Source organism: Streptomyces alfalfae (genome assembly GCF_004127445.1).
Lineage (GTDB): Bacteria > Actinomycetota > Actinomycetes > Streptomycetales > Streptomycetaceae > Streptomyces > Streptomyces alfalfae.
The window spans coordinates 263,624-284,042 of record NZ_QEXM01000037.1 but is presented as its reverse complement, the minus strand read 5'-3'; the positions used below and the strand labels follow the sequence as shown (position 1 = coordinate 284,042).

The 20,419-nt window shown below is 73.6% G+C and carries 26 protein-coding genes; 16 read left to right on the top strand and 10 right to left on the bottom strand.

Annotated features, from left to right (window positions below):
* Positions 1-23: 23 nt before the first annotated feature.
* The 3 genes from DCW30_RS16400 to DCW30_RS16390 all read left to right on the top strand — a co-directional run bounded on the left by DCW30_RS16400 (position 24) and on the right by DCW30_RS16390 (position 2,488).
* Positions 24-875 (top strand): hypothetical protein, encoded by an 852-nt coding sequence (locus DCW30_RS16400; protein WP_076687554.1) that lies wholly within the window; start codon positions 24-26, stop codon positions 873-875.
* A gap of 635 nt (positions 876-1,510) precedes the next feature.
* Positions 1,511-2,005, top strand: a complete 495-nt coding sequence (locus tag DCW30_RS16395; RefSeq protein WP_076687553.1) for a cytidine/deoxycytidylate deaminase family protein — start codon at positions 1,511-1,513, stop codon at positions 2,003-2,005.
* Between the two features lie 72 nt (positions 2,006-2,077).
* Positions 2,078-2,488, top strand: a complete 411-nt coding sequence (locus tag DCW30_RS16390; protein WP_076687552.1) for a RidA family protein — start codon at positions 2,078-2,080, stop codon at positions 2,486-2,488.
* Between the two features lie 49 nt (positions 2,489-2,537).
* Here DCW30_RS16390 and DCW30_RS16385 read toward each other — a convergent pair whose 3' ends face one another.
* Positions 2,538-3,194: a DinB family protein gene (locus tag DCW30_RS16385; protein WP_076687551.1), complete on the bottom strand. Its 657-nt coding sequence runs from the start codon at positions 3,192-3,194 to the stop codon at positions 2,538-2,540.
* A gap of 137 nt (positions 3,195-3,331) precedes the next feature.
* Between DCW30_RS16385 and DCW30_RS16380 the strand changes: the two genes are divergently transcribed.
* The 8 genes from DCW30_RS16380 (at position 3,332) to DCW30_RS16345 (ending at position 8,238) form a co-directional block, all read left to right on the top strand.
* A complete protein-coding gene (locus DCW30_RS16380; RefSeq protein ID WP_123985633.1) occupies positions 3,332-3,772 on the top strand; it encodes a hypothetical protein in 441 nt (146 codons plus the stop codon).
* A gap of 20 nt (positions 3,773-3,792) precedes the next feature.
* On the top strand, positions 3,793-4,257 hold the full coding sequence (locus tag DCW30_RS16375; RefSeq protein WP_076687549.1) for a hypothetical protein: 465 nt from the start codon (positions 3,793-3,795) through the stop codon (positions 4,255-4,257).
* 70 nt (positions 4,258-4,327) lie between these two features.
* A complete protein-coding gene (locus DCW30_RS16370; RefSeq protein ID WP_062775677.1) occupies positions 4,328-4,780 on the top strand; it encodes a hypothetical protein in 453 nt (150 codons plus the stop codon).
* A gap of 86 nt (positions 4,781-4,866) precedes the next feature.
* On the top strand, positions 4,867-5,487 hold the full coding sequence (locus DCW30_RS16365) for an L-threonylcarbamoyladenylate synthase (RefSeq protein WP_076687548.1): 621 nt from the start codon (positions 4,867-4,869) through the stop codon (positions 5,485-5,487).
* Between the two features lie 305 nt (positions 5,488-5,792).
* A complete protein-coding gene (locus tag DCW30_RS16360) occupies positions 5,793-6,665 on the top strand; it encodes an ANTAR domain-containing protein (protein WP_237283469.1) in 873 nt (290 codons plus the stop codon).
* 126 nt (positions 6,666-6,791) lie between these two features.
* Positions 6,792-7,013, top strand: coding sequence for a hypothetical protein (locus tag DCW30_RS16355; RefSeq protein WP_076687547.1), 222 nt, complete (start codon positions 6,792-6,794; stop codon positions 7,011-7,013).
* Positions 7,014-7,072: 59 nt separating this feature from the next.
* On the top strand, positions 7,073-7,333 hold the full coding sequence (locus DCW30_RS16350) for a hypothetical protein (protein WP_062775684.1): 261 nt from the start codon (positions 7,073-7,075) through the stop codon (positions 7,331-7,333).
* Complete coding sequence (locus tag DCW30_RS16345) at positions 7,330-8,238, top strand: YihY/virulence factor BrkB family protein (RefSeq protein WP_232626602.1); 909 nt, start codon at positions 7,330-7,332, stop codon at positions 8,236-8,238. Before DCW30_RS16350 ends, DCW30_RS16345 begins: the two co-directional genes overlap by 4 nt.
* On the opposite strand, the gene DCW30_RS16340 is transcribed toward DCW30_RS16345, so the two are convergent.
* A complete protein-coding gene (locus tag DCW30_RS16340; protein ID WP_076687546.1) occupies positions 8,220-8,660 on the bottom strand; it encodes a hypothetical protein in 441 nt (146 codons plus the stop codon). The two genes, DCW30_RS16345 and DCW30_RS16340, sit on opposite strands and share 19 nt — an antisense overlap.
* 194 nt (positions 8,661-8,854) lie before the next feature.
* Positions 8,855-9,280 (bottom strand): DUF6003 family protein, encoded by a 426-nt coding sequence (locus DCW30_RS16335; protein ID WP_062775693.1) that lies wholly within the window; start codon positions 9,278-9,280, stop codon positions 8,855-8,857.
* Positions 9,281-9,477: 197 nt separating this feature from the next.
* Between DCW30_RS16335 and DCW30_RS16330 the strand changes: the two genes are divergently transcribed.
* From DCW30_RS16330 to DCW30_RS16315, 4 genes are all read left to right on the top strand, one after another.
* A complete protein-coding gene (locus DCW30_RS16330) occupies positions 9,478-9,972 on the top strand; it encodes a hemerythrin domain-containing protein (RefSeq protein ID WP_076687545.1) in 495 nt (164 codons plus the stop codon).
* Between the two features lie 85 nt (positions 9,973-10,057).
* Entirely contained in the window at positions 10,058-10,636 is a 579-nt protein-coding gene (locus DCW30_RS16325) for a VanZ family protein (protein ID WP_232626603.1), read from the top strand.
* A gap of 114 nt (positions 10,637-10,750) precedes the next feature.
* Positions 10,751-11,386 (top strand): hypothetical protein, encoded by a 636-nt coding sequence (locus DCW30_RS16320; RefSeq protein ID WP_123985632.1) that lies wholly within the window; start codon positions 10,751-10,753, stop codon positions 11,384-11,386.
* A 90-nt stretch (positions 11,387-11,476) separates the two neighbouring features.
* Positions 11,477-12,481: a YdcF family protein gene (locus DCW30_RS16315; RefSeq protein ID WP_076687543.1), complete on the top strand. Its 1,005-nt coding sequence runs from the start codon at positions 11,477-11,479 to the stop codon at positions 12,479-12,481.
* A 101-nt stretch (positions 12,482-12,582) separates the two neighbouring features.
* Here the strand turns inward: DCW30_RS16315 and DCW30_RS16310 are convergent, their stop codons facing one another.
* From DCW30_RS16310 to DCW30_RS16285, 6 genes are all read right to left on the bottom strand, one after another.
* Positions 12,583-13,149, bottom strand: a complete 567-nt coding sequence (locus DCW30_RS16310) for a DJ-1/PfpI/YhbO family deglycase/protease (RefSeq protein WP_076687542.1) — start codon at positions 13,147-13,149, stop codon at positions 12,583-12,585.
* A gap of 30 nt (positions 13,150-13,179) precedes the next feature.
* Positions 13,180-13,446 (bottom strand): GlsB/YeaQ/YmgE family stress response membrane protein, encoded by a 267-nt coding sequence (locus DCW30_RS16305; protein ID WP_076687541.1) that lies wholly within the window; start codon positions 13,444-13,446, stop codon positions 13,180-13,182.
* Positions 13,447-13,715: 269 nt separating this feature from the next.
* Complete coding sequence (locus DCW30_RS16300) at positions 13,716-14,327, bottom strand: hypothetical protein (protein WP_076689665.1); 612 nt, start codon at positions 14,325-14,327, stop codon at positions 13,716-13,718.
* A gap of 150 nt (positions 14,328-14,477) precedes the next feature.
* On the bottom strand, positions 14,478-14,834 hold the full coding sequence (locus DCW30_RS16295; protein ID WP_079250235.1) for an Asp23/Gls24 family envelope stress response protein: 357 nt from the start codon (positions 14,832-14,834) through the stop codon (positions 14,478-14,480).
* On the bottom strand, positions 14,831-15,499 hold the full coding sequence (locus DCW30_RS16290; protein WP_205576631.1) for an Asp23/Gls24 family envelope stress response protein: 669 nt from the start codon (positions 15,497-15,499) through the stop codon (positions 14,831-14,833). The genes DCW30_RS16295 and DCW30_RS16290 overlap by 4 nt, the downstream gene beginning before the upstream one ends.
* On the bottom strand, positions 15,490-16,083 hold the full coding sequence (locus DCW30_RS16285) for an RNA polymerase sigma factor (protein WP_373569010.1): 594 nt from the start codon (positions 16,081-16,083) through the stop codon (positions 15,490-15,492). Before DCW30_RS16285 ends, DCW30_RS16290 begins: the two co-directional genes overlap by 10 nt.
* Positions 16,084-16,250: 167 nt before the next feature.
* On the opposite strand from DCW30_RS16285, the gene DCW30_RS16280 reads away from it, so the two are divergent.
* The gene (locus DCW30_RS16280; protein ID WP_076687540.1) at positions 16,251-16,823 is read left to right on the top strand and encodes an Asp23/Gls24 family envelope stress response protein; all 573 of its coding nucleotides are present in this window, start codon (positions 16,251-16,253) and stop codon (positions 16,821-16,823) included.
* Positions 16,824-17,155: 332 nt separating this feature from the next.
* On the opposite strand, the gene DCW30_RS16275 is transcribed toward DCW30_RS16280, so the two are convergent.
* The gene (locus DCW30_RS16275) at positions 17,156-20,332 is read right to left on the bottom strand and encodes an amidohydrolase family protein (protein WP_076687539.1); all 3,177 of its coding nucleotides are present in this window, start codon (positions 20,330-20,332) and stop codon (positions 17,156-17,158) included.
* Positions 20,333-20,419 lie beyond the last annotated feature (87 nt).

Here is a 20,419-nt window from a genome sequence, read left to right as displayed (position 1 = left end):
GGCCGTGTCGTAGCGTATTCGCCATGTCCACGCCGCCTCCACCCGGTGGTTTCGGCCCTGTCCCGTCTCCTTACGAGCCGCGGCATCCGCAGCCCCCGCACGCCCAGCCTCCCTTCCCCCAGCAGGGTGCCTCGTACCCCCAGCAGGGCGTTCCGTACGCGCAGGGTGTGCCGTACGCGCAGCAGCCGCCTCCGGGGCCCGGCCCCTGGGGCCATCCGCCCATGGCGCCGCCGCCCCGGCACAGCACCGGCAAGGTGCTCGGCATCCTGGGCGTGGTCGCCGTCGTCCTGGTGGTGGCCGCCGTGGCGGGATATCAGGTGTTCTCCCGGTCCTCCGGCGGGTTCCCCGAGGCGAAGTACCGGATGTCGGTGCCGGGCGAACTGCTCGACGGCACGTACAAGCTGACGCAGGACCTCTCCGACACCTCGGGCAAGGCCATCGTCGACGAGAACCGGAGCCGGGCCAACGTCCGGGACCCGAAGGCGGTCGTCGGGCAGTACGCGGGCCAGGGCGAGCAGGCGGGCAGCGCGCTGGTCGTCTCCGGCATGTACGGGCGGTTCAAGAACTCCGCCTCGGCGCGCGACGACATGATGCGGGGCGCGGCCGAGGCGCAGGGCGCCACGGTCGCCGTGCCCGCGCGCGACATCACCCCGGCGGGCTCCGGCATCACGGTGCGCTGCCAGGTCCTCACCTCGGACCAGGGCGGCGCACGGAGCAACGTGCCGCTGTGCGCCTGGGGCGACGACAACACCGGGGCGACGGTGGGTGTCGTCACGGCGGAGGACGCCTCGAAGGACCCCTCGGACATCGACCTCGACGAGGTCGCGCGGACGACTCTTGAGGTGCGCGAGGAGATGCGCGAGCCCATCCGCTGAGCCGGGGCGCCGGAGGATGACCGGGCCGGGGCGCCGGAGCGTGGCGCCGGAGGCCCTCAGCTCGAAGAGTTCTCCAGAGGCGACCGGTTGTTCAGGACGTCGTCGGCGACCTCCAGGATCGGCCGCTCGTGGGTGAAGGCGTAGGCGCCCGCAGCCGGGCCAGCGCCTCGTCGACGGAGACGTCGAGGTGGACGCTGAGCACGCCGACCGCTGGTGGAGCACGGCCCGGTGCGGCGGCAGCGGGCTGTCGCCGCCGACGTCACGCGTGCCCTCGGGCCCGAGGAGCAGCAACGTGGCGGCCTCAGCCAGGGCGAGGGCGTCGCTCATCCGGTCGCGGGTGAGCGGTCCCGGCCTGGCGCGCCGCCCGGTGAGGGCGCCGAGCCTGATGGCCGTCCCGCTCCGGCTGCGCCATCGCGATCACCGTGTCCCATCGGTCGGGTCGCGCTGTGTCGTTCCTCGCCCTGCGCCGAGGGACGCGGCCCTGCGGCCATGGTGCAACCCGCCCCACCGCGCCGGAACGGATTCCGCCGTACTCGGCCGGCGACCGGCCGCACGTCCGCGCGCGGACATGAGGGATATGCGGGTACGCGTACGGCAAAGGTCACCAGCGCCGACCATCGTCCCCGAGGAGCACCATGAACCAGCCGTCCGCCGCCGCCTGCGGCGCCCCTGGCCCCGACGCACACCCCACCATGGCCGACCGCGGCTGGCTGGCCGTCGCCTGCCGGCTCGCCGCCGAACACCCGGTGGAGGGAACCGGACTCGCCGCGGGCGTGGTCGTCGTCGCCGACGACGGTACGGAACTGGCGCGCGGGCACTCCCGGGAGGACTCGCGGGCGCACGCCGAGGAAGTCGCGTTCGGCGTGCTCTCCACCACGGAGACCCGGTTGAGCGGAGCGACGGTGTACAGCTCGCTCGCGCCGTGCGCCCAGCGCTCGGGAGACGCCCGCCCGTGTGCCGAGCTGATCCGGGACGCCGGGGTACGGCGCGTGGTGACCGCCCTGCGCGACCCCGCAGGCGCCGTGTCCGCGGGCGACGGCATGAAGCTCCTGGAGTCCGCGGGCGTCACCGTCATCGAGCTGCCCGAGTACGCGCGCGCCGCCATGAAGCCCAACCGGCACGATCCGTGAGCAGCGCGGCCGCCCTGTCCCAGCAGCCGGACGGGCCGGCCGTACGGGCGTGGTCTCCGGCACGATGCCGGGATGGAGAATGTGCGTCGGATCGTCAGTTCGGGGTCACCGCTGGAACCGCGGATCGGGTTCTCCCGTGCGGTGCGGACAGGACCCTACGTCGTCGTCGCGGGGACGGCTCCCATCGGGGAGGACGGCTCCACCGTGGGACCGGGTGACGTCTACGCCCAGACGGTGCGGTGTCTGGACATCGCCGAGCGGGCGCTGCGGGACGCGGGGGCGTCGGTCGGGGACGTCGTCCGCACCCGCCTCCTGCTGACCGACGTGACGCGGTGGGAGGAGGCCGCGCGGGCCCACGGCGAGCGGTTCGCGGCGGTGCGGCCCGCCTGCACGGTCGTCGAGGTCTCCCGCTTCATCGATCCCGCCTGGCTGGTCGAGGTGGAGGTCGACGCGGTGATCGGCCGGGAGACGGCCGACCTGTAGCGGACGGGGGCCCGGTCCCGGGTTCGCGACCGGGCCCGTCCGTCCGGCGTCAGCCGCGTCGGCCTGATGTGGCGTCACGGGCGGAGCGCCCGGCTTCCTCGGCGACGCGCTGCAGCCGGTCCCGGTGGTCCGCCCACCGCGCCCGGTCGCCGGGCGCCATGTTGTGCCCGGCCTCGCGCAGGCCGACGGCTCCGTCGACGAGTTCCCTGACGATGTCGGCGTGCCCGGCGTGCCGCTGGGTCTCGGCGATCACATGGACGAGGACCCGATGAAGCGTCAGCTCCTTCGGCGGGCCACCGGGTACGCGGCCGAGCGCGTCGAGGGGGCGTGACGCGATCGTCTCGTCCGAGTGCGCCCACACCCGGCGGTACAGCCCCACCAGCCTCTCCCGCGACTCCTTTGGGGTCGCCCACATGTCCGCGTCGGGCTCGGCCTCCCCCGTGCACCACAGCCGCGGCGCGCCGGCGAAGCTCCTGCCGAACGTCGCGCCCAGGTAGAGCGCCTCGGCGCCGGTGACGTGCTTCACCAGGCCGAGCAGGTTGGTGCCGGTGGGGGTCAGCGGCCGGCGGATGTCGTACTCGGAGAGCCCTTCGAGCTTCCACAGCAGCACGTCGCGCGCGTCCTGCAAGTACACCGTGAGGTCGTTCTTGAGATCGGCGTGGATGTCGTTCTCGACGTCGGCTTCGCTGTCTGATGATCCGGTCATCGGGTCAGTCTGCCCACCGGGTGGGCGGCCTGTCTCCCGTGATCGCGGTGTGGTCAGAGCGGTGTCAGCGGGCCACGCGAGACTTTTGCCGACGGAAACGGCCGGCCGGCACGCCGGCGGGTACGACGGGGGGAACCATGAACCGGAGAACGAGCGGTGGGCTGCTGGCCATGGCCACGGTCGCGACGGCCCTGACGGGGACGGCGGGTACGGCGGCCGGGACCGCGCACGCGGCCGGCGCGGCCACCGCATGTGTCATGCGGGAGAACAGCCCGCACACCGACTGGACCGGGATGACGTGGGACGCGGACATCCTGTGCGACAACACACCCGGCGACGTGCATCTGCAGTCGTTCGCCGACAGCCCCGTGGTCGGGCGGATGGTGACCACCAGGAGCTGGTTCGTCTGCTGGAAGGTCGGGGACCCCCACGCCGGGGGCAACAACATCTGGTACTACACCCAGGGCGACGAGATCGTCTCCCGGCCCACCGCGCAGGCCTGGGGCTATATGCCCGCCGTGCGGCTGGAGACCTCGCAGGACCCCGAGCCGGGCCTGCCCAAGTGTTCGTGGGGATGAGCGAGATGGGGGATACGGGGATGAGGATTCCGTCACGGGTCACGACCGGGCGGCGGCGCACCCTCGGGGCGCTGCTCGCGGCCGTGGCGGTCGCGATGTGCCTGCCCGCGGCCGGTACGGCCACCGCCGCGGTCCGGGCGGACGCCGCGGCTCCGGTCTGCCACGTCCGCGAGGGCGTACAGCACACCGACATCAAGGGCCACACGTACACCAAGGACCTCTACTGCGAGAACGCCGTGGCCGACGTCTTCGCGACGCCGGAGGTGTACGGGACGGTCATCGCCAAGCTGAAGACGTCCCCCAGCTGGTTCGTGTGCTGGCAGAGCGGCGACCTGCATCAGGGCGGCAACCGCATCTGGTACTACACGCAGGGCGACGAGGTCCTCAACTGGCCGCTGTGGAAGGGCTGGGGGTACGTGCCGGCGTTCCGCGTCGAGACCGAGCCCGACCCCTTCCCCGGCCTGCCGGCCTGCATGCCCGGCTGACGGCCCCCTGCTCGATCACCCCTTCCCGCCCGGCCGGCCCGCCCGGCCACCGACATCTGGAGCGACATCAATGGTGTTCTTCGAGAAGAAGCGCGGCGTGCGCACCGCCGCCTCCGCCCTCGTCCTGGCGGCCGCGGCCCTGTGGCCCGTGACGCCCGCCTCGGCGGCGGCACCCGCCCCCACAGCCGACGTGAGCTGCGCCCTGCGGCCCGGCGTCACCCACACGGACACCCTGGGCAACACCTTCACCGGCGATCTGTACTGCACCAACGCCCCGGGCGACCTGTACGGACGCCCGGCCTTCGACGCCCCCGTGACCGGTCGGCTGAAGACGACCCAGAGCTGGTTCGTCTGCTACTCGATAGGTGAGGCGCACAAGGGCGGCAACAACGTCTGGTACTACACGCAGGGCGACGAGACGGTGGAGCTGCCGAGCATCAAGGCCTGGGGGAACATCCCGGCGAGCAGCGTCCTGACCAGCACCGATCCCTTCCCCGGGCTGCCCCGCTGCCCCTGGCACTGAGGACCGGGGCGGGGTGGCGCGGGCCGTGCGCCGGACGCCGTGCCCGCCACCCCGCCGCCGGGGCCCTGATCACCTAGACTCGGCCAATGGCCAAGTACTTCGACGTGCACCCCGACAACCCCCAGCGGCGCAGCATCACCACCGTGGTCGACAGCATCCGCTCCGGCGCGCTCATCGCGTATCCGACGGACTCCTGTTACGCGCTGGGCTGCCAGCTCGGCAGCCGCGAGGGGCTCGGCCGCATCCGGACGATCCGCCAGCTCGACGAGCGCCACCACTTCACCCTGATGTGCCAGAACTTCGCGCAGCTCGGTCAGTTCGTGCACCTGGACAACGACGTGTTCCGCGCCATCAAGGCCGCCACCCCCGGCCGCTACACCTTCATCCTGCCCGCGAGCAGGGAAGTCCCCCGGCAGCTCCTGCACCCGAAGAAGAAGACCGTCGGGGTCCGCATCCCCGACCACACCGTCACCCAGGCACTGCTCGCCGAGCTGGGCGAGCCGCTGCTGTCCAGCACCCTCCTCCTGCCCGACGAGGAGGAGCCCCTCACGCAGGGCTGGGACATCAAGGAGCGGCTCGACCACGTCGTGGACGCCGTCCTCGACTCCGGGGACTGCGGCACCGAGCCCACCACGGTCATCGACTTCTCCGACGGCGAGGCCGAGATCGTCCGCCGCGGGGCCGGGGACACCTCCCGCTTCGAGTGACCGCCCGCTCGGTCCCGCCGTCCGTGACCACGGTCCGCACGGCCCCCGGCCTGTGATCTTCCTCGCTGTGCCGTCGGGCCTCGCGTCCGCGCGCGGGAGGGCCGCAGCGCCGGTGGGACACCGCTCTCACGCCTGTGCGGAACCGGCGGGACCACCCGCCCTCCTCCGCCGTTTCCCCGGGGTGGGCATCGCCTCACCGGACGGGGCGCGTTACTGTCACCGGACCGCCCGGGGAGCCACCGTGCCCACTGCTGCTCCGCCGGGCGTTCAGCGGTCCCATCACGAACCTGGCAGAGGGAGACTCATTGACCGACGACCAGCCGGCGCCCCGGTCAGAGGCCGAGCAGACCTCTCCTCTCGGGCCGGAGACACGGCGGCTCGCGGCCCAGACGGCAGAGCTGCGGCGGCAAGTGGCCCAGCTGGAGGTGCAGCTCCGCTCCCGCACCAAGATCGCGCTGGCCGAAGGCGTCCTGGTGGAGCGGTACGGCCTGCCGGACACCGAGGCGGCGTTCTCGCTGATGCGCCAGGCGTCGCAGCGGGCCAACATCAAGCTGCACCAGGTGGCCGTCGCGGTGGCCCGCACCTCGGGCCCGAACCCCGGTGCCGAGTCCTGGTTCGAGCCGCGGCCGCCGGAGCCCGCCCCGCCCCTCGGCGCGCTCGGCTCCGGACCGCTCGACGCGGGGAACCAGGGAGAGGTGCTCGGCACCGCCCTGAACCGCGTGCTCGACATCACCGGCACCGACATGGGCAACGTCCAGCTGGTCGAGGACACCACCCTGCGCATGGAGAAGCACACCGGCCTGAACCGGGAGTTCACCGACTTCTTCGCGTTCGTGGACGGGGGCACCTCGTGCTCACGGGCCGCCGTCGCCAGTAGCCAGGTCACCGTCAAGGACGTGGCGACGTCCCCCGGTTTCGACGACCTCTCGCGCCGTGTGATCCTCTCGGCGGGCAGCCGCGCCTGCCACAGCGTTCCGCTGGTCGACGGGTCGGACACCGTGCACGGCGTCATATCCTCGCACCACGCGCGGCCCCTGATCGGCTTCACCGGCGCACAGCTGCGGGCGCTGCAGGCGACCAGCCGGGCCACCGGGGCGTGGATCGACTGGCACCGCCGCACCGTCCTGCCGCGGGCGCTGGAGGATCTGCACCGGCTCGCCCTCGCCCGGCAGGGCTGAGCGCGCGCACCCGCCGCCCCCTCGCCCTTCACCGGCGGTTCCTCGCGGAATCTTCACGTCGACGCGTAGTTCCCTCCCCGCTCGCGCGGGCACCCGCAAGGGGTCCTCGACGGAAAGGGGAGCGACATGATCACGGTCGCCGTCCTGCTCCTGCCGGGTCTGGCGCTCCTGCTCCTGCTGATGGCGCGGCTGGAGGACCGGCTGCTGGCCCCCGGAACCCGGCCCCGCACCGCCCGGCACGCCCGCCGGCACCACCTGCGCCTGATCCGAGGCGGGGGCGAGGTGACGCCGGAACGGGAGAGCCGGCACATCCGCGCGGCCCGGCCGCAGCGCAGAAACGCCGCCTGAGCAGGCGTGCGGCTCCCCTGCCGCAGGTTCTGCCGCCGTGGGCGTGAAAGTCTACGGTCATGACGACGAACGACTACGACCGCGTACGCGCGGGGATCGAGGCCATGACGGCCTACATTTCCGGTGAGCCCGCGATGGACGCGTACATCGCGGACATACGCGCGAAGGACGGCAATCTCGACCATCTCGCCGACAGCGCCACCGCGTTGTGCGCCGCGCTGCTCTTCCAGATCGCCGGAATGACCGGGAAGACCCAGCACGAAGTACTCCAGGAACTGGCCCATGGGCTGAACCGGAGCGAGGCGGAGCAGCAGGGGTGACCGCGCACCCCGCGCCTCGGGACACGGAGTGGGGCCTGCGGCGCACCGCCCTGCGCCGTACCCCCGTGTCCATGTGGAACGACGACGTCTCCGACTGGGCCGCGGCCCTGACGTACTACGCGATCCTGGCCCTGCTCCCCGCCCTCCTCGTCACCGTCAGCCTCATCGGCCTGGTCAGCCCGGACACCACGGAGGCGCTGATAGCCGTGGTGACGGACTGGGCGCCCGCGCAGTCGGGGCGCGCCCTGCACGCGACGCTCAGCGACATGGCGGACGCGCGTTCGGCGGCGCTGACCGTGGTGGTGGCGGGGGCGGTCAGCGCGGTGTGGTCCGCGTCCAGTTACTCGGCCGTCTTCCGGCGGGCGCTGCACGCGATGCACGGGGTGGAGGACTGCCGGCCCGTCTGGCGCAAGGCGCACCGGGTGCTGATGACCGCGGTCACGCTGCTCGCGCTGCTGGTGGCGAGCGCGCTCCTGCTGGTGCTCAGCGGTCCGCTCGCCGAGGGGGTGGGCCGGCGCGTCGGCGTCGGTGACGCGGGGCAGACGGCGTGGGGGCTCCTGAAGTGGCCCGCCCTGCTCTGCCTGGTGGCGCTGCTCGTCCTCGTCCTGTTCCGCAACGCGCCGCCCGCCGCCCGCGGCTGGCGCCGCAGTCTGCCCGGTGGCGTGCTCGCGGCGCTGCTGTGGCTGGTGTCCTCGGCGCTGTTCACCTGGTACGCGTCCGGGTTCGGCAGCTACGGCAAGCTCTACGGTTCGCTCGCGGGTGTCGTGGTCTTCCTGGTGTGGCTGTGGGTGTCCAACCTGGCGCTGCTCGCCGGGGCGCAGTACACCGTGGAGCTGGCCCGCGTGCGGGCCCCCCGCCCCGCGGTGACCGAGGACGGCTGCGCCGGTCAGGCCGCTCCGTCGTAGGGCGTGACGCGGCGGTAGGCGGCCCGGGCGTAGAGCAGCCGGCCCGTGGCCGTGCCGATGAGGGCCGCCGCGAGCAGGCAGGCCATCCAGCCGGGGTCCCGGTGCCCCGCCCAGGAGATCTCACCCGTGGGGTGGGTGGCGAACACGTTCAGCAGGGCCCAGCAGAGCAGCGCGGTCCCCGGCGCCGCGGCGAACCGGCCGAACGCGCCGAGGGCCGCGGCGAGGAGGGAGAGCGCGGCCAGCGCGAAGCCGGTGCGGTCGAGGGCGCCGAGCAGGTCGAACACGCCGATGAGCGCGAAGGAGCCCCAGGAGGCGGCCGTCCAGACGAAGGGCGTGGCCATGGGTTCGGGGACCGGCCTCGCGCCCCTGGCGATGTGCCGCCACTCCACCGCGTCCCCGGCGTGGTACCGCCACTGCGTCATCGTCGATCCTCCCCGCCACCGGGCCCGGGTGCGCCACCGCACCGGGCCCGCCCCGGCTTCTCGCTCGTGCGGCGCGACCGCCGCACCGGACCGGAGCCACGGTCCGCGATCCGGTGAGCAGATTGTCGCACCAGATCCGAGGGGTGCGTTCCGCTCCGCGGCGGCCCGCCCTCCGGCCGGGCCCGGTCCCGCCGTCAGCCCTGGGTGAGGCGGCCGACCTCCTGCGGGTCGAGACCGGTGAGCTGCGCGATGCGGGGCGCGGGGATGCCCGCGGTGAGGGCGCGGTGGACGAGCGACTCCCGCTCCCGCGTGGTGTCGCGGAAGTCCAGCAGTTCGGACTCGATGTCCGTCACGGACCGCGGCGCGCAGGCCTGTTGGACCCGGATGGTCTCCTCCGGGCTCAGCGGGACCGGCAGCCGTTCGGCCTCCTCCGGGATGATCGCCTCCGTCTCCGCGGGGAGGATCCGGACGAACTCCGACGAGGCCGACACCCCGTGGGCGTGCAGCCATCCCTGGACTGCGGGGGTCTCACGGCACTCCAGCTCGCCCACCGCGGCGAGGGGCGCTCCGATCAGGGGGTGGCGTGCGGGCAGCAGAAACAGGCAGGCGTCGTCGGCCATGGCGGCAGAACCGTTCTCTCATCGTAGGTCAGCGGCGTCTGATGCTAACGCCGCCGAGCGCCGCGGATGACCCTCTCCCCGGCCTTCCTGACACCTGCCCGGAGAGGGCGGTGGCGCACCGATCGGCTGGTGCGGCGCATCAGGTGGCCGGGTCCGGGTATCGGAGCGGGGAAGCGGACCAGAGAGGCAGGCACTTGATGTTCCCTTCGCAGGACGTAGTCAAGCTGATTCTCCGGGACCACCGGATCGCGGAGGATCTGCTGCGGCAGTTGCGCCACGGTGGTCCCTCCGAACGCCGCCACGCGCTGCGGGACTTCGCCCAGCTGTACCTCGCCCATGTTCGGGCCGAGGAGGCGGAGGTGTATCCCGCGCTCAAGCGGTACGGAGGCATCGACAACGGCCAGATCCGGCGCGGTCTCGCCCGCCACGACGAGGGGACCGAGGCCCTGCTCGATCTGCTGGAGGCCGACGAGCGGAGCCCCTGCGCCTGGGACGCCCGGCTCGATGAACTGGTCACCGCGGTGACCGACTACGCGGACGAGACGGAGCGGACACTCCTGGCGGACGCCCGCGAGCGGGTCACCCGGGCCGGCCGCACCCGTCTCGGCGCCGCGTTCGCGCGCGAGCGCGCCCAGCAACTGCGCGTGTGCAGCGGGGACGTGGACGACGTACGACGCATGATGCACGGCTGATCACCGGCTCGGCCCGCCGGGGCCGCGATCCGACGCGCGCCGCCACCGCGGGGAGCCGAGCCCTTGGCGAAAGGCGGAGGCAGTAATGGCATGGACACGCCGAACAGCGCGCGCACCTCGTCACGAGGGCCCGGCGCGGGTCACCGGGGAGGCCGAGCCGCGCAGAGCGCCGCTGTCGACGCCGGCGCGGGTGGCCGCGATGCTCGTCGCCTTCGCCGGGATGGTCGCCTTCGCGGTGGTGCTCGCCCGGCTGACGCTGGAGCCTTCGGCGGCCTCCGAGGCGCTGACCCACAGCAACTTCACGCCCGGGGACTCCATACGGGACTACCTGGCGCAGCCGGGCTTCCGTGACACGGTCAAGCAGATCGGCGGCAACATCCTGCTCGGGGTGCCGTTCGGCATGCTGCTGCCCGTGCTCCTGCCCCGCACCCGCGGCCTGGTCAGGGTGGCGCTGGCCACCGCGTTCACCATGGTCCTCGTCGAACTGGCGCAGGGCGCCTTCGTGACGGGCAGGACCTTCGACATCGACGACGTCATCCTCAACACCACGGGCGCGCTGCTCGGCTATCTGCTCCTGGGGCGCAGGCTCGGCCGGGCCGTGCATCCCCGGCGGCATCACTGGTGGCACCGCTTCACCCGGCGCGAGGCCCGGAAGGGGCGGTGAATTCACCTCCGCCTCGGAAGTGAAATGTCACCCAACGCGTTTATTCGCCGCGCATATGGTTACACGGTGTAGCGGAAGCCTCGCATGAGGGAGTCTTCGCGGAAGGGCAGGCACATGTCCGTAAGCATGCTGGCCATCCTGGGCGCGGCCGTGGCGATCATCACTGCGCTGCTGCTCGCCCGCCCGCTGAACCAGACGAGCACCGACGACCTCCGGCGCCGCTTCGGTCCCGAGTTCGACCGAGCGGTGGCGAAGCACCGAGGGGACACGGCTGCCGCCGAACGGGAGCTCAGTGAGCGCCTGCGACGCTTCGGCGGCCTCCGCGTCAAGGGGCTGAGCACGCCCACCCGTGAGCGGTACCGCGCCGAGTGGGCCGATCTGCAGGCACGTTTCATCGACGCCCCCGGCCAGACGGTGGCGCGGGCCAACGCCCTGCTCAACCGGCTGGCCGTGGCGCGCGGCTTCCCCGCGGAGTCCCGCGAGCGCCAGGCCGACGCCCTCTCCCTGCACTGTCCGCGGCACGCCCACGGCAGTCGCGAACTCCACGAAGCGGCGCGGCGGGCGGCGGCCGGCGAGGCCGGTGTCGAGGCCCTGCGGCACGCCATGCTCGCCGGACACGACCTCTTCCACGAGCTGCTGACGCCCCGCCCGCAGGACCGCAGGGCCGACGCGCTGAGCGGCCACACGCGACCGCACCGCCGTCCGTTCGGCCTGCCGACCCAGCGGTCGGCGCACCCCACCCGGCACTGACGAGCGTCACACCGGGACGGTCCCGCGCGCGGGGGAGGCCTGCCCTCCCCCGCGCGCGGAGCCGTGAACGCACGCCCATACTCTGTGCGGATGTTGGTCTACGCCCCGGCGGCCCTCCTTTTCCTCCTCTTCTGCTGGCGGATGCTGCGCGAGAGCCGCAGGTTCGGCAACGCGGTGATCCTCGGACTCGCCGCGGTCTGCGGACTCATCGCCTGGATGTCGCGGCTGCTGCGATCCGGTTCGACGACAGGCACGGTCATCGCCTGTGCGCTGCTGGCGCTCGGCGCGCTCGGCATCCTCGTACTGACCTGCCTGCTCTTCCTCAACGGGCTGCGGATGGTGCGCAAAGAGGGCCGGAGCCCCACCAATCTGCTCTCCCTGATGGCCGCCCTCGCCATCGTCGGTGTCATCGCCCTGGTGGTCACGGCGTCGCTCGTACGGAGCCCGGTTCTCCTCGGGGCGGGCGCTGCCGCCCTCGGGCTCTCCGGCTACCTGTCCTTCCTCTTCCTGTGCTTCGTCTGCTACGCCTTCCTCTACGGGCGGCTGCGGGTCCGCCGCAAGGCCGGCTTCGTGGTCGTGCTCGGCTCAGGTCTCATCGGCGGCGACACGGTGCCGCCGCTGCTCGCCAGCCGCCTCGACCGGGCGCGGAGCGTGCACGCGATGCTCTCCCGGCGCGGCGGCCCGCCGGTCCTCATCACCTCGGGCGGTCAGGGCCCCGACGAGAAGCTGCCGGAGTCGCACGCCATGGCCGACTACCTGACGGCCCGCGGCTTCCCCGCCGAACTGATCGAACGCGAGGACCGCTCGACGACGACGGAGGAGAACCTGCGCTTCAGCAAGGCCATCATGGAGCGGGCCGACCCCGGCTACCGGTGCGTCGTCGTCACCAACAACTACCACGCCTTCCGCGCCGCCCTCACCGCCCGGCGGACCGGCGTCAGGGGCCAGGTGGTGGGCTCGCCGACGGCCGCGTACTTCTGGCCCAACGCGACGATCCGCGAGTTCGCCGCCGTCCTCGTCGCCTACAAGCGGATCAACACGGCAGTCTGCCTGCTCTTCGTCCTGGCCGGGGTGCTCGTCTGGGCCACCCGCTAGAAACCCGTCCCGACACACAGCGGTGGCCGGGAGGTCTTCCTCCCGGCCACCGCTGTGTCCCGCGTCCCGTGCCCGGCGCGGGCCGGACGAAGGAGGGCGTCTCAGCCCGCCGCCGCGAGCGTGGCGTCGATCTCCCCGCAGAAGTCGTCGAGGTCGTCCGGCGTGCGCGAGGTGATGAGGTCCCAGCCCTCGGCGCCGCAGTGCATGACGGCCTTGTCGACCCAGGCGCCCTTGGCGTTGCGGATGTCGGTGGCGACCGAGGCGTACGAGGTGAGCGTCTTGCCCTCCAGGACGCCGGCCTCGACGAGCAGCCACGGGCCGTGGCAGATCGCGGCAACCTTCTTGCCGCTGCGGGCGAAGGTGCGTACGGCCTCCACGGCGTCCCCGTCGAGCCGCAGGTTGTCGGCGTTGATCGTGCCGCCGGGCACCACGAGCAGGTCGTACGAGGACACGTCCGCGTCCGCGATCTTCAGGTCCGGCCGGACCGTCTTGCCGGGGTCCTTGTCGCCGACGAGGGTCTGGATCTCCTCCGCCGAGACGGCGGCCACGTCGACGTGCGCGCCCCGGTCACGCAGGTGCTGCACCGGCACGACCAGTTCGTCCTGCTCGATCCCGTAGTTGGAGACGACCGCCAGGACGCGGCGGCCGTTCAGGGTGTTCTCAGCCATGGCGCTGCCTTTCCTTGCTGCTGTGGTTGCTCAGTGCCGTGCACGGCCGGTGAACAGGCGGTACACGAACAGGACGATGACGGCGCCGACGATGGCGGCGATCCACGTGGACAGGTGGAAGAAGCCGTTGATCGACTCCACCCCGAAGATCACCTTGCCGAGCCAGCCGCCGAGCAGGCCGCCGACGATGCCGATCAGCATGGTGACGATCGCCCCGCCCGGGTCCTTGCCCGGGGTCAGTGCCTTCGCGATCGCTCCCGCGATCAAGCCGACCAGAATCCAGGCGATGACGCCCACGGTGCTACCTTCCGTTCACTTTCGATGTCGATCGGGACATTCCGGTACCCGTCTTCAGCATGACCACACGCCGAGGGACCGCCAGACGGGTCCGGCGACCGGAGTAGCCGGTCGTGACGATCGAGTGCCCCGCGCCCGAGGCGGCATTCGGGACCAACGTCCCCCGTGAGGCGGGAAGGAGGTCCCGGAACGGGAACGACGCCGGCCCCGGCCGCCGGCCCGTGTGGGCCGGCGGCCGGGGCCGCTGGTCGGCAGCCGTGGGCCGTGGGTCAGTGGAGCTTCTTCACGGCCGTGACGGTCGTCTTCTTGAAGTCGGCGACCTGGGCGTCGTCGAAGTCGCCCATCTGCCCCCACTGCACGAGCGTCACGGTGGTGCCGTCACGGCCCACCGAGAACATGTTGATGTCGGTGGCGCCCCACGAGGCGTTCGTGTGGACGCCGTAGACATGCGCGCCCTCCTCGACGTTCAGCTTGCCGTAGTACTTCTGCTCGGCGGTGATGTCGGGGTTCTCCGCCATCACCTTCTCCGCGCATCCGTCGAGCTTGGAGCGCAGCAGGGCCGCGTAGTCCTTGGCGCGCCGCTCGCTGCTCTCGACGACCGTCACCTGAAGGGCGCCGGTGTCCAGCTCCGTGCGGTAGGCGCGGTGCACGGAGGTCGACGGGAACGCCTCGCCGACACACATCGGCAGCGGGTCCGGCTGCCCCGCCGTGACCGGCCCCGCGGTCCAGGCGGACGTGGCGTGCGGCGGCAGCTCGGACGGTGCGAGGAAGCGGGGCGTCCCCGCCGCGGCGGCCGGCGCCGTCCCGGCGGCGACACCGGCCGCCGCCACCACGGCTGCCGCGGCGACCAGGCCCCTGTTCACACGCGTGCTCTTCATCATCGTGTCCCCCAAGTCGTCGGCGGATTCCTCCGCCTTACCGCTCTGACATCCCTTACGACCCGCCGGACCCCGCGTACGTTGTCCTCCCGTACGTCACAGCTGTGTCCCGCATGTCACCGAACGGCAACAGCGCCAGGTCCCGTGCGGGCGTCAGACGAGCCCCGTCACGGTCACCGTCACCCGCGGGTCGTCCGCCGTCCCGGCCGCGCGCCGCACGGCCTCGGTGACCGCCGCGCGCACCGCCCGGGTCACGTCCACGGCCCGGTGACCGCGGCGCAGCACGACGTGCACCTCGGCGTGCCAGTTCCCGGCGTCCCGCGTCACCCGCACCCCGGAGGCGTACGAAGGGCCGCCGGACGCGGCGCCGCCGGGACGCACCCGGGCCATGGTCCTCGACGCCCGGACCAGCTGGGCGAGCCCCGGCCGCAGGAAGGCGACGCCCGCAGTGGCGAGCACCGCCCTGCCCACGGCCTCGGTCAGCTCGCCGGAGGCCAGTTGCTCGGTCACGGCCGCTCCTCGCGCTCGTCGATGATGTCCGCGATCGTCACGTCGACGGCGACGACCCGCATGCCGAGCTCGCTCTCGGCGGCTTCGAGGACCCGTCGGCGCACCCTGTCCGCGACCTCCTGAAGACCCCAGGTGAGCGCCACCTCCACCGCCAGGCGGATGACGACGGGGCCACGCGGCACGGCCTGCCCCGAAGCGGCGCCTGGCCCCTGGCCGGGCACGCCCTCGATGCGGCAACTGCCCGCCCGCACCCCCGGCAGGGTCTCGGCCGCCGCGCGGACCACCCGGGCGGCGGCGGCCTCCACGATCCAGGCGTCCTCGTCGTCCTCGCCGAGCGGCAGCGTGCGGCCCGGCCGCAGTTCGAGGCGGACCACGTCCATGACGCGGCCCACCAGCGCCGACGCGTCCGGCTCCGCCTCCGCGGGTTCGGCGTCCCTGGCGGTGGAGACGACGTCCTCCAGGCGCCGCAGCGACGTCAGCGCCTCGGTGCAGTGCGGGCACCCGTCGGAGTGGGGGTCGGGCTCGCCGGTCTCGTGGCGCTCCCAGACGCTCCACAGCTCCCTGCCGCAGGGCAGCGGCTCACGCTCCGCCCGGTCGAGCGCCGCGTCTCCCCCGCCGACGGCGCCGTACCCCTCGCCCGGTCCTGTCCCCTCGTTCACCGCCATGCGGCCATCGCCTCCGTGAGATAGCGCCGCGCCCTGAAGACGCGGCCACGCACCGCCTCCGGACTGATGCCGACGGACTCGGCGATGGTTTCGTAGGCGAGGCCGTTGAGTTCGCGCAGCACCCAGCAGACCCGTTGCTCCGGTGAGAGTCCCGCCATCGCCCGGGACAGGTCGGCCACGGCCGCGTGGGACTCGGCCACCCGGGACGGGGACGCCTCGTGTTCGGGCGCCTGGGGTTCGGGCACGCCCTCCAGGTCGACGGAGGGCCTGCGCGAACGCAGCACGTTCAGGCACCGGTTGGTGACGATGCGGTGTATCCACGTGCTGAACCGCGCGTCCCTGCGGAACTCCGGCAGCTTGCGCCAAGCGCTCACGAACGACTCCTGTACGGCGTCCTCGGCCTCCGTCCGGCTGCCGAGCAGCCGCGTCGCGAGCCGCAGCAGAGCGGGGGCGTGGCGGCGCATCAGCTCCTCGAAGGCCTCTTCGTCGCCTTCCCCGGCGCGCACCGCCAGCAATCCGTCGTGGCGCTGTGCGGACGCGTCCGCTCCGTCCTCCTGCGGCGTTCCGCCCCGGTCCCCGGGCACACGCGGCTCCTCTCGTCCAGGCCGTGCTCCTACGACACATGGAAGGCCGTCCGCGTTACGCGGCGAGGGCACGTTACCCGCCGCGGCGAAGAAATCTTCTGAGGCGCGTAACGGCGTTCCGGCATCCGTGTCGGACAGATGAGAGTGGGCGAGGGCCGGGCGCATCCGTGGGGCACGCGGTGCTGGCGGCGGCCCTGGTGGGCGCGGGCGCCGCGCTCGCCTCCGCGACGGAACCCGTGCGGGGCCGGCTGCCCGCGGGGTGGCCGCGGCTGCCGGCCGACCGGGTGTGGCTCGACGAGGACGCCCTCGGGCGGTGGCGCGACCGGGGGTGGTGGACGCCTCTGGTGATCGCCGCGCTCTGCCTGGGGGTGGTGCTGTTCCTGTGGTGGGCCGCCGGCCGACTGCGCTCGGGGCGGCTGCGGGAGCTGGCGCTCGGCCGGGCGGACGTCACGCTGTCGGGCGCCGCGCTGGCCTCCGCGGTGGCGGAGCGGGCCCGTGCGGTGCGGGGTGTGGCCGATGCGCGGGTCGTGCTGCTCGGCCGCTCCGCGCGGCTGCGGGTGCGGGTCACCGTGACGCTCGCGTCCGACGGGGTTCCGGGGGCGGTGCTGGGGGCATTGGCTCGGGAGGCCCTGGCGGAGGTGCGGGGGGTTGCGGCGCCGCGGGGGGTGGAGGCGGAGGTGCGGGTGGCCTCGTCCCGTTCTCGCCGGGGGTGGTTGTCGGGGCGGGGGCGGGTTCGCTGAGGCGGGCGCTGCGTGCTGGGCGTGGCCATGCTCGGCCCTCGCGCGGTTCCCCGCGCCCCTCGAAGCCTTCCCCTCGCCGGAACCTTGGCCCCCCCGGCCCGGCCCTGCTCGCCCTTCTGCGCAGTTCCCCGCGCTCCTCAAAAGCCTTTCCCCCTCGCCGGAGCCTTGGCCCCCCGGGCCGGCCCTGCTCGCCCTTTTGCGCAGTTCCCCGCGCCCCTCAAAAGCCTTTCCCCCTCGCCCAAGCCTTGGCCCCCCCGGCCCGGCCCTGCTTGCCCCCCCCGCACCCCTCAAAGCCTTCCCTGTTCGCGCAGGTCACCGCACCGCCCGCACGTTCATCGCAGGGGGTCGCAGCAGGCGTCTCTCTTCATCAGGCGGGAGGTTTCCAGCCAACCGCCCGGTGGTGGGGGCTGGTGGTCGAGGGGGGTGTAGGCCTCGGTCAAGTCCTTCGTGCGGTGGTGGACCCCGGCGCGTACGACCTCCGTCGTGCGTACCAGCGTGGCGAAGTCCGTGAAGGGGTCGCCGTCCACCACCGTGAGGTCGGCGATCTTGCCGGGGCGCACCGTGCCCAGGTCCTCGTCCAGGCCGAAGAGTCTGGCCGGCAGGACCGTCGCCGTGCGCAGGGCCTCCGCCGGGGAGAGGCCGCCGCGGTGCAGGGCCCGTAGGCCCAGGTGGAGTGCGAGGCCCACCGGGACCAGGGGCTGGTCGGTGCCCAGGGCCACCAGGCCGCCCGCGGCCAGGATGCGGCGGTAGATGTCGGTCTCCGTGCGCAGCGTGGCCAGTTGCGCGGCGGTCGGCGGGACGCCCGCCGCGTCCTCGATCTGCGCGACGTCCCACGGGGGCATGACCGCGGTGACCCGCGGGTCCCGCGCGAGGCCGGGGTCCGCGCCCAGCAGCGGCGCCGAGGTGAACGGCGTGGCGATGAGCGCGAAGCCCGTTCCGTAGACGGCGAGAACGTCGTCCCACGCCTTGCCCGACGCGGTCACCGCGTGGCCGAACTCCGCGCGCTGCGTGGCCTGGAGATGCGTCGTCAGGTCCTGGCCGAGCTGAACGCCCGGCGAGAGCAGGTGCCCGCCGCACCGCACCCCGAGCCGGTCGTGCGCGAAGCGCGCGGCCTCCCGCATCACCCAGCCCGGCGCCCGTACGTAGGTCTTGACGAAGTCCCAGTCCAGCGCGGCGCCCCGCGCCAGCGACCGGCGCAGTCCCGCCCGGCTCGTGTGGGCCCGGCCCATGCTGTACGCGACCCGGGCGCCGTCGAGCAGTTCGCCCGCGGTGAGCAGGCGCGGGCCCGCCAGCTCGCCCGCGGCCACGGCCTCCCTGACGCGGGCCTGCTCGAAGGCGAACCCGCCGAGCGACACCGCCGTGGTGATGCCGTACGTCAGTTGCCCGACCGTCTGCCGGCCTCCGTACGTGCTCTGCCAGGGGTGCGTGTGGCTGTCCCAGAGGCCGGGGACGACCGTGCGCCGCGAGGCGTCGACGCGGCGGTCGGACCGCGTGCCCCTGCGCGCGCGGTGCGGTTCCACCGCCTGGATCCGGCCGCCGCGGACGATGATGTCGACGTCTTCCCGGGTCCCCTCCCCCGTGCCGTCCCACAGCTGCCCCGCATGCACCACCAGGTCGTCGGGGGCGGGCCTGCGGCTGTTCAGGGAGACGGGGACGGTGCGCGGACGGCCGCCGTCCGCCGCGATCGTGCGCAGCCGGGTGCCCGACAGGTACAGGAGCGTGCGCGAGTCGCCCGACCAGGACGGGTGGTCGGCCGGTTCCTCGGTGAGGAGGCGCGGTTCGCCGCGCGGGGCGCCGTCGGCGGTGACGGGCAGGACGTGCAGCGCGGAGTCCACGATCACGGCCAGGTGGCGGCCGTCCGGTGACCAGACGGGTCCGGAGTCGTAGCGGTCGGCGAGCGAGGTGTGCGGGGCGACGGCGTGCAGGTGGTCGTCGCCCGTGGTGGTGTCGACGACGCGGATGAGGTTGTAGCCCTCGCGGAAGCGGAAGTTGAGCCGGTTGCGGTCGCACAGGGCGAGGTGCCGTCCGTCCGGTGACCAGCTCGGCCTGCCGGGCAGTCCGCCCCCGCCGAGCGGGGTGGCGAGGGTGCGTTCGGCGCCGTCCGCCAGGTCGCGGACGATCAGCCGTCCGGTCAGGTCGAGGCAGGCGAGCCGCTGTCCGTCGGGCGAGAGCGCGGGGTGGACCCGGCCGCCGGTGGCGAGCGGTGTCTCGGCGCCGGTGGCGAGGTCGTGCCGGTAGACGCCGAGCAGTCCGTCGCGGTCGTCCGCGTAGACGAGCGACCTGCCGTCCCTGGCCCAGCTGGGGCCGAGCACGTACGTGGTGGCGGTCGCCCTGCGCAGCCGGCGCGGCCGGCCGCCTCTCGTGTCCGCGAGCCAGAGGGAGTTGAGCGCGGCGAAGGCGACGCGCCGCCCGTCCGGTGAGAGCGCGGGCAGGTGGATGCCGCGCACGGGACCGCCCCTGCCGAGGCCCAGGTCGTACTCCTTGACCCGGTACCGGGGGCGGTCCACCGGCACGGTGGCGTCGAACGGGATCGCCTCGGCCGTGCCCGGGTCGTCCGGGCGTACGAGGGTGAAGCGGCCGTCCACGGTGAGCAGCAGCCTGCCGTCGGCGGTCCAGCGGGGCGGTACGGGGGCGATGTCGCCGTCGAGGGCGACGGGGGCGCCGTCGACGACGAGGGCACAGGATGCGTGGGGCGCGGCGGTGACGCGCAGGTAGGCCAGGCGGTCGCCGTGGGCGGCGACGGCCGGGGTCATCACCTGGGCGGCGGCGGTCTCGGTGTGGACGGTGGCGACCGGGCCCGCTCCCCCGGCGGCTACCGCAGCGACGGTGCGGGCTTCGAGGGCAGCGCCCCGGGGCCCCGTGACGGTCGTCCCCCGGACGAACAGGACGCGCTTGCCGTCGGGTGACCAGGTGGGGTCGAAGTCCTCCCAGTGGCCGTCCTGGAGGGGGCCCTCCTGTCCCGGCAGGCCGGTCACGCGGGTGATCTCGCCGTCGGCCAGGTCGAGGACGTGGATGCGGTAGGGGCCGCCCTTCACGGGGTCGCCGCCGCGCTCCGACGCGAAGGCGATGCGGGCGCCGTCCGGTGACCAGGCGGGGCCGCGGTCGTCCCAGGGCCCCTCGGTGCGGCGGCGCAGCCCGGTGCCGTCCGGCCGCATCGTGTAGAGGTGGAAGCCGCCGTCGCGGTACGCCCCGAAGGCGATCAGTCGGCCGTCGGGCGAGTACGCGGGCCGGTTGGGCTCCAGGTCCGCGGGGGTCAGCGGCACGGCTTCGCCGCCCGTGCGGGGCGCCGACCAGAGCATGGCCTGCGCCTCGGCGACGAGCGGGCCGCCGCCGGGCGGGAGCGTGGCGGCCCCGTTGGTGACGCGGGTGAAGGAGAGGGGCACGCCGGTCCGCGGGCGGGCCCGGGCCGGTGCGGCCCCCAGGGCCACGAGGGCCCCGCCCGCCCCGGCGGTGACGATGAGCTGACGACGGGACAGAGGCAAGCCCGCGGCGCTGCGGTCACAGTCCATGGCAGAGCACACTCGCGCACCGCGGGGGCCGGGGCAACACCCCACGGCGGTGGCGCGTGCTCTTTTCGGTCACGCGCCCCGGTCACG

Bases quoted from the DNA above. Each gene is read 5' to 3' on its own strand.
- DCW30_RS16395 (WP_076687553.1), top strand. From the start codon at position 1,511: ATGAACCAGCCGTCCGCCGCCGCCTGCGGCGCCCCTGGCCCCGACGCA.
- DCW30_RS16320 (WP_123985632.1), top strand. From the start codon at position 10,751: ATGTCCGTAAGCATGCTGGCCATCCTGGGCGCGGCCGTGGCGATCATC.
- DCW30_RS16300 (WP_076689665.1), bottom strand. From the start codon at position 14,327: ATGATGAAGAGCACGCGTGTGAACAGGGGCCTGGTCGCCGCGGCAGCC.
- DCW30_RS16365 (WP_076687548.1), top strand. From the start codon at position 4,867: ATGGCCAAGTACTTCGACGTGCACCCCGACAACCCCCAGCGGCGCAGC.
- DCW30_RS16325 (WP_232626603.1), top strand. From the start codon at position 10,058: ATGGCATGGACACGCCGAACAGCGCGCGCACCTCGTCACGAGGGCCCG.
- DCW30_RS16290 (WP_205576631.1), bottom strand. From the start codon at position 15,499: ATGGCGGTGAACGAGGGGACAGGACCGGGCGAGGGGTACGGCGCCGTC.
- DCW30_RS16315 (WP_076687543.1), top strand. From the start codon at position 11,477: ATGTTGGTCTACGCCCCGGCGGCCCTCCTTTTCCTCCTCTTCTGCTGG.
- DCW30_RS16370 (WP_062775677.1), top strand. From the start codon at position 4,328: ATGGTGTTCTTCGAGAAGAAGCGCGGCGTGCGCACCGCCGCCTCCGCC.
- DCW30_RS16400 (WP_076687554.1), top strand. From the start codon at position 24: ATGTCCACGCCGCCTCCACCCGGTGGTTTCGGCCCTGTCCCGTCTCCT.
- DCW30_RS16335 (WP_062775693.1), bottom strand. From the start codon at position 9,280: ATGGCCGACGACGCCTGCCTGTTTCTGCTGCCCGCACGCCACCCCCTG.
- DCW30_RS16340 (WP_076687546.1), bottom strand. From the start codon at position 8,660: ATGACGCAGTGGCGGTACCACGCCGGGGACGCGGTGGAGTGGCGGCAC.
- DCW30_RS16380 (WP_123985633.1), top strand. From the start codon at position 3,332: ATGAACCGGAGAACGAGCGGTGGGCTGCTGGCCATGGCCACGGTCGCG.
- DCW30_RS16275 (WP_076687539.1), bottom strand. From the start codon at position 20,332: ATGGACTGTGACCGCAGCGCCGCGGGCTTGCCTCTGTCCCGTCGTCAG.
- DCW30_RS16330 (WP_076687545.1), top strand. From the start codon at position 9,478: ATGTTCCCTTCGCAGGACGTAGTCAAGCTGATTCTCCGGGACCACCGG.
- DCW30_RS16385 (WP_076687551.1), bottom strand. From the start codon at position 3,194: ATGACCGGATCATCAGACAGCGAAGCCGACGTCGAGAACGACATCCAC.
- DCW30_RS16375 (WP_076687549.1), top strand. From the start codon at position 3,793: ATGAGGATTCCGTCACGGGTCACGACCGGGCGGCGGCGCACCCTCGGG.
- DCW30_RS16350 (WP_062775684.1), top strand. From the start codon at position 7,073: ATGACGACGAACGACTACGACCGCGTACGCGCGGGGATCGAGGCCATG.
- DCW30_RS16355 (WP_076687547.1), top strand. From the start codon at position 6,792: ATGATCACGGTCGCCGTCCTGCTCCTGCCGGGTCTGGCGCTCCTGCTC.
- DCW30_RS16390 (WP_076687552.1), top strand. From the start codon at position 2,078: ATGGAGAATGTGCGTCGGATCGTCAGTTCGGGGTCACCGCTGGAACCG.
- DCW30_RS16310 (WP_076687542.1), bottom strand. From the start codon at position 13,149: ATGGCTGAGAACACCCTGAACGGCCGCCGCGTCCTGGCGGTCGTCTCC.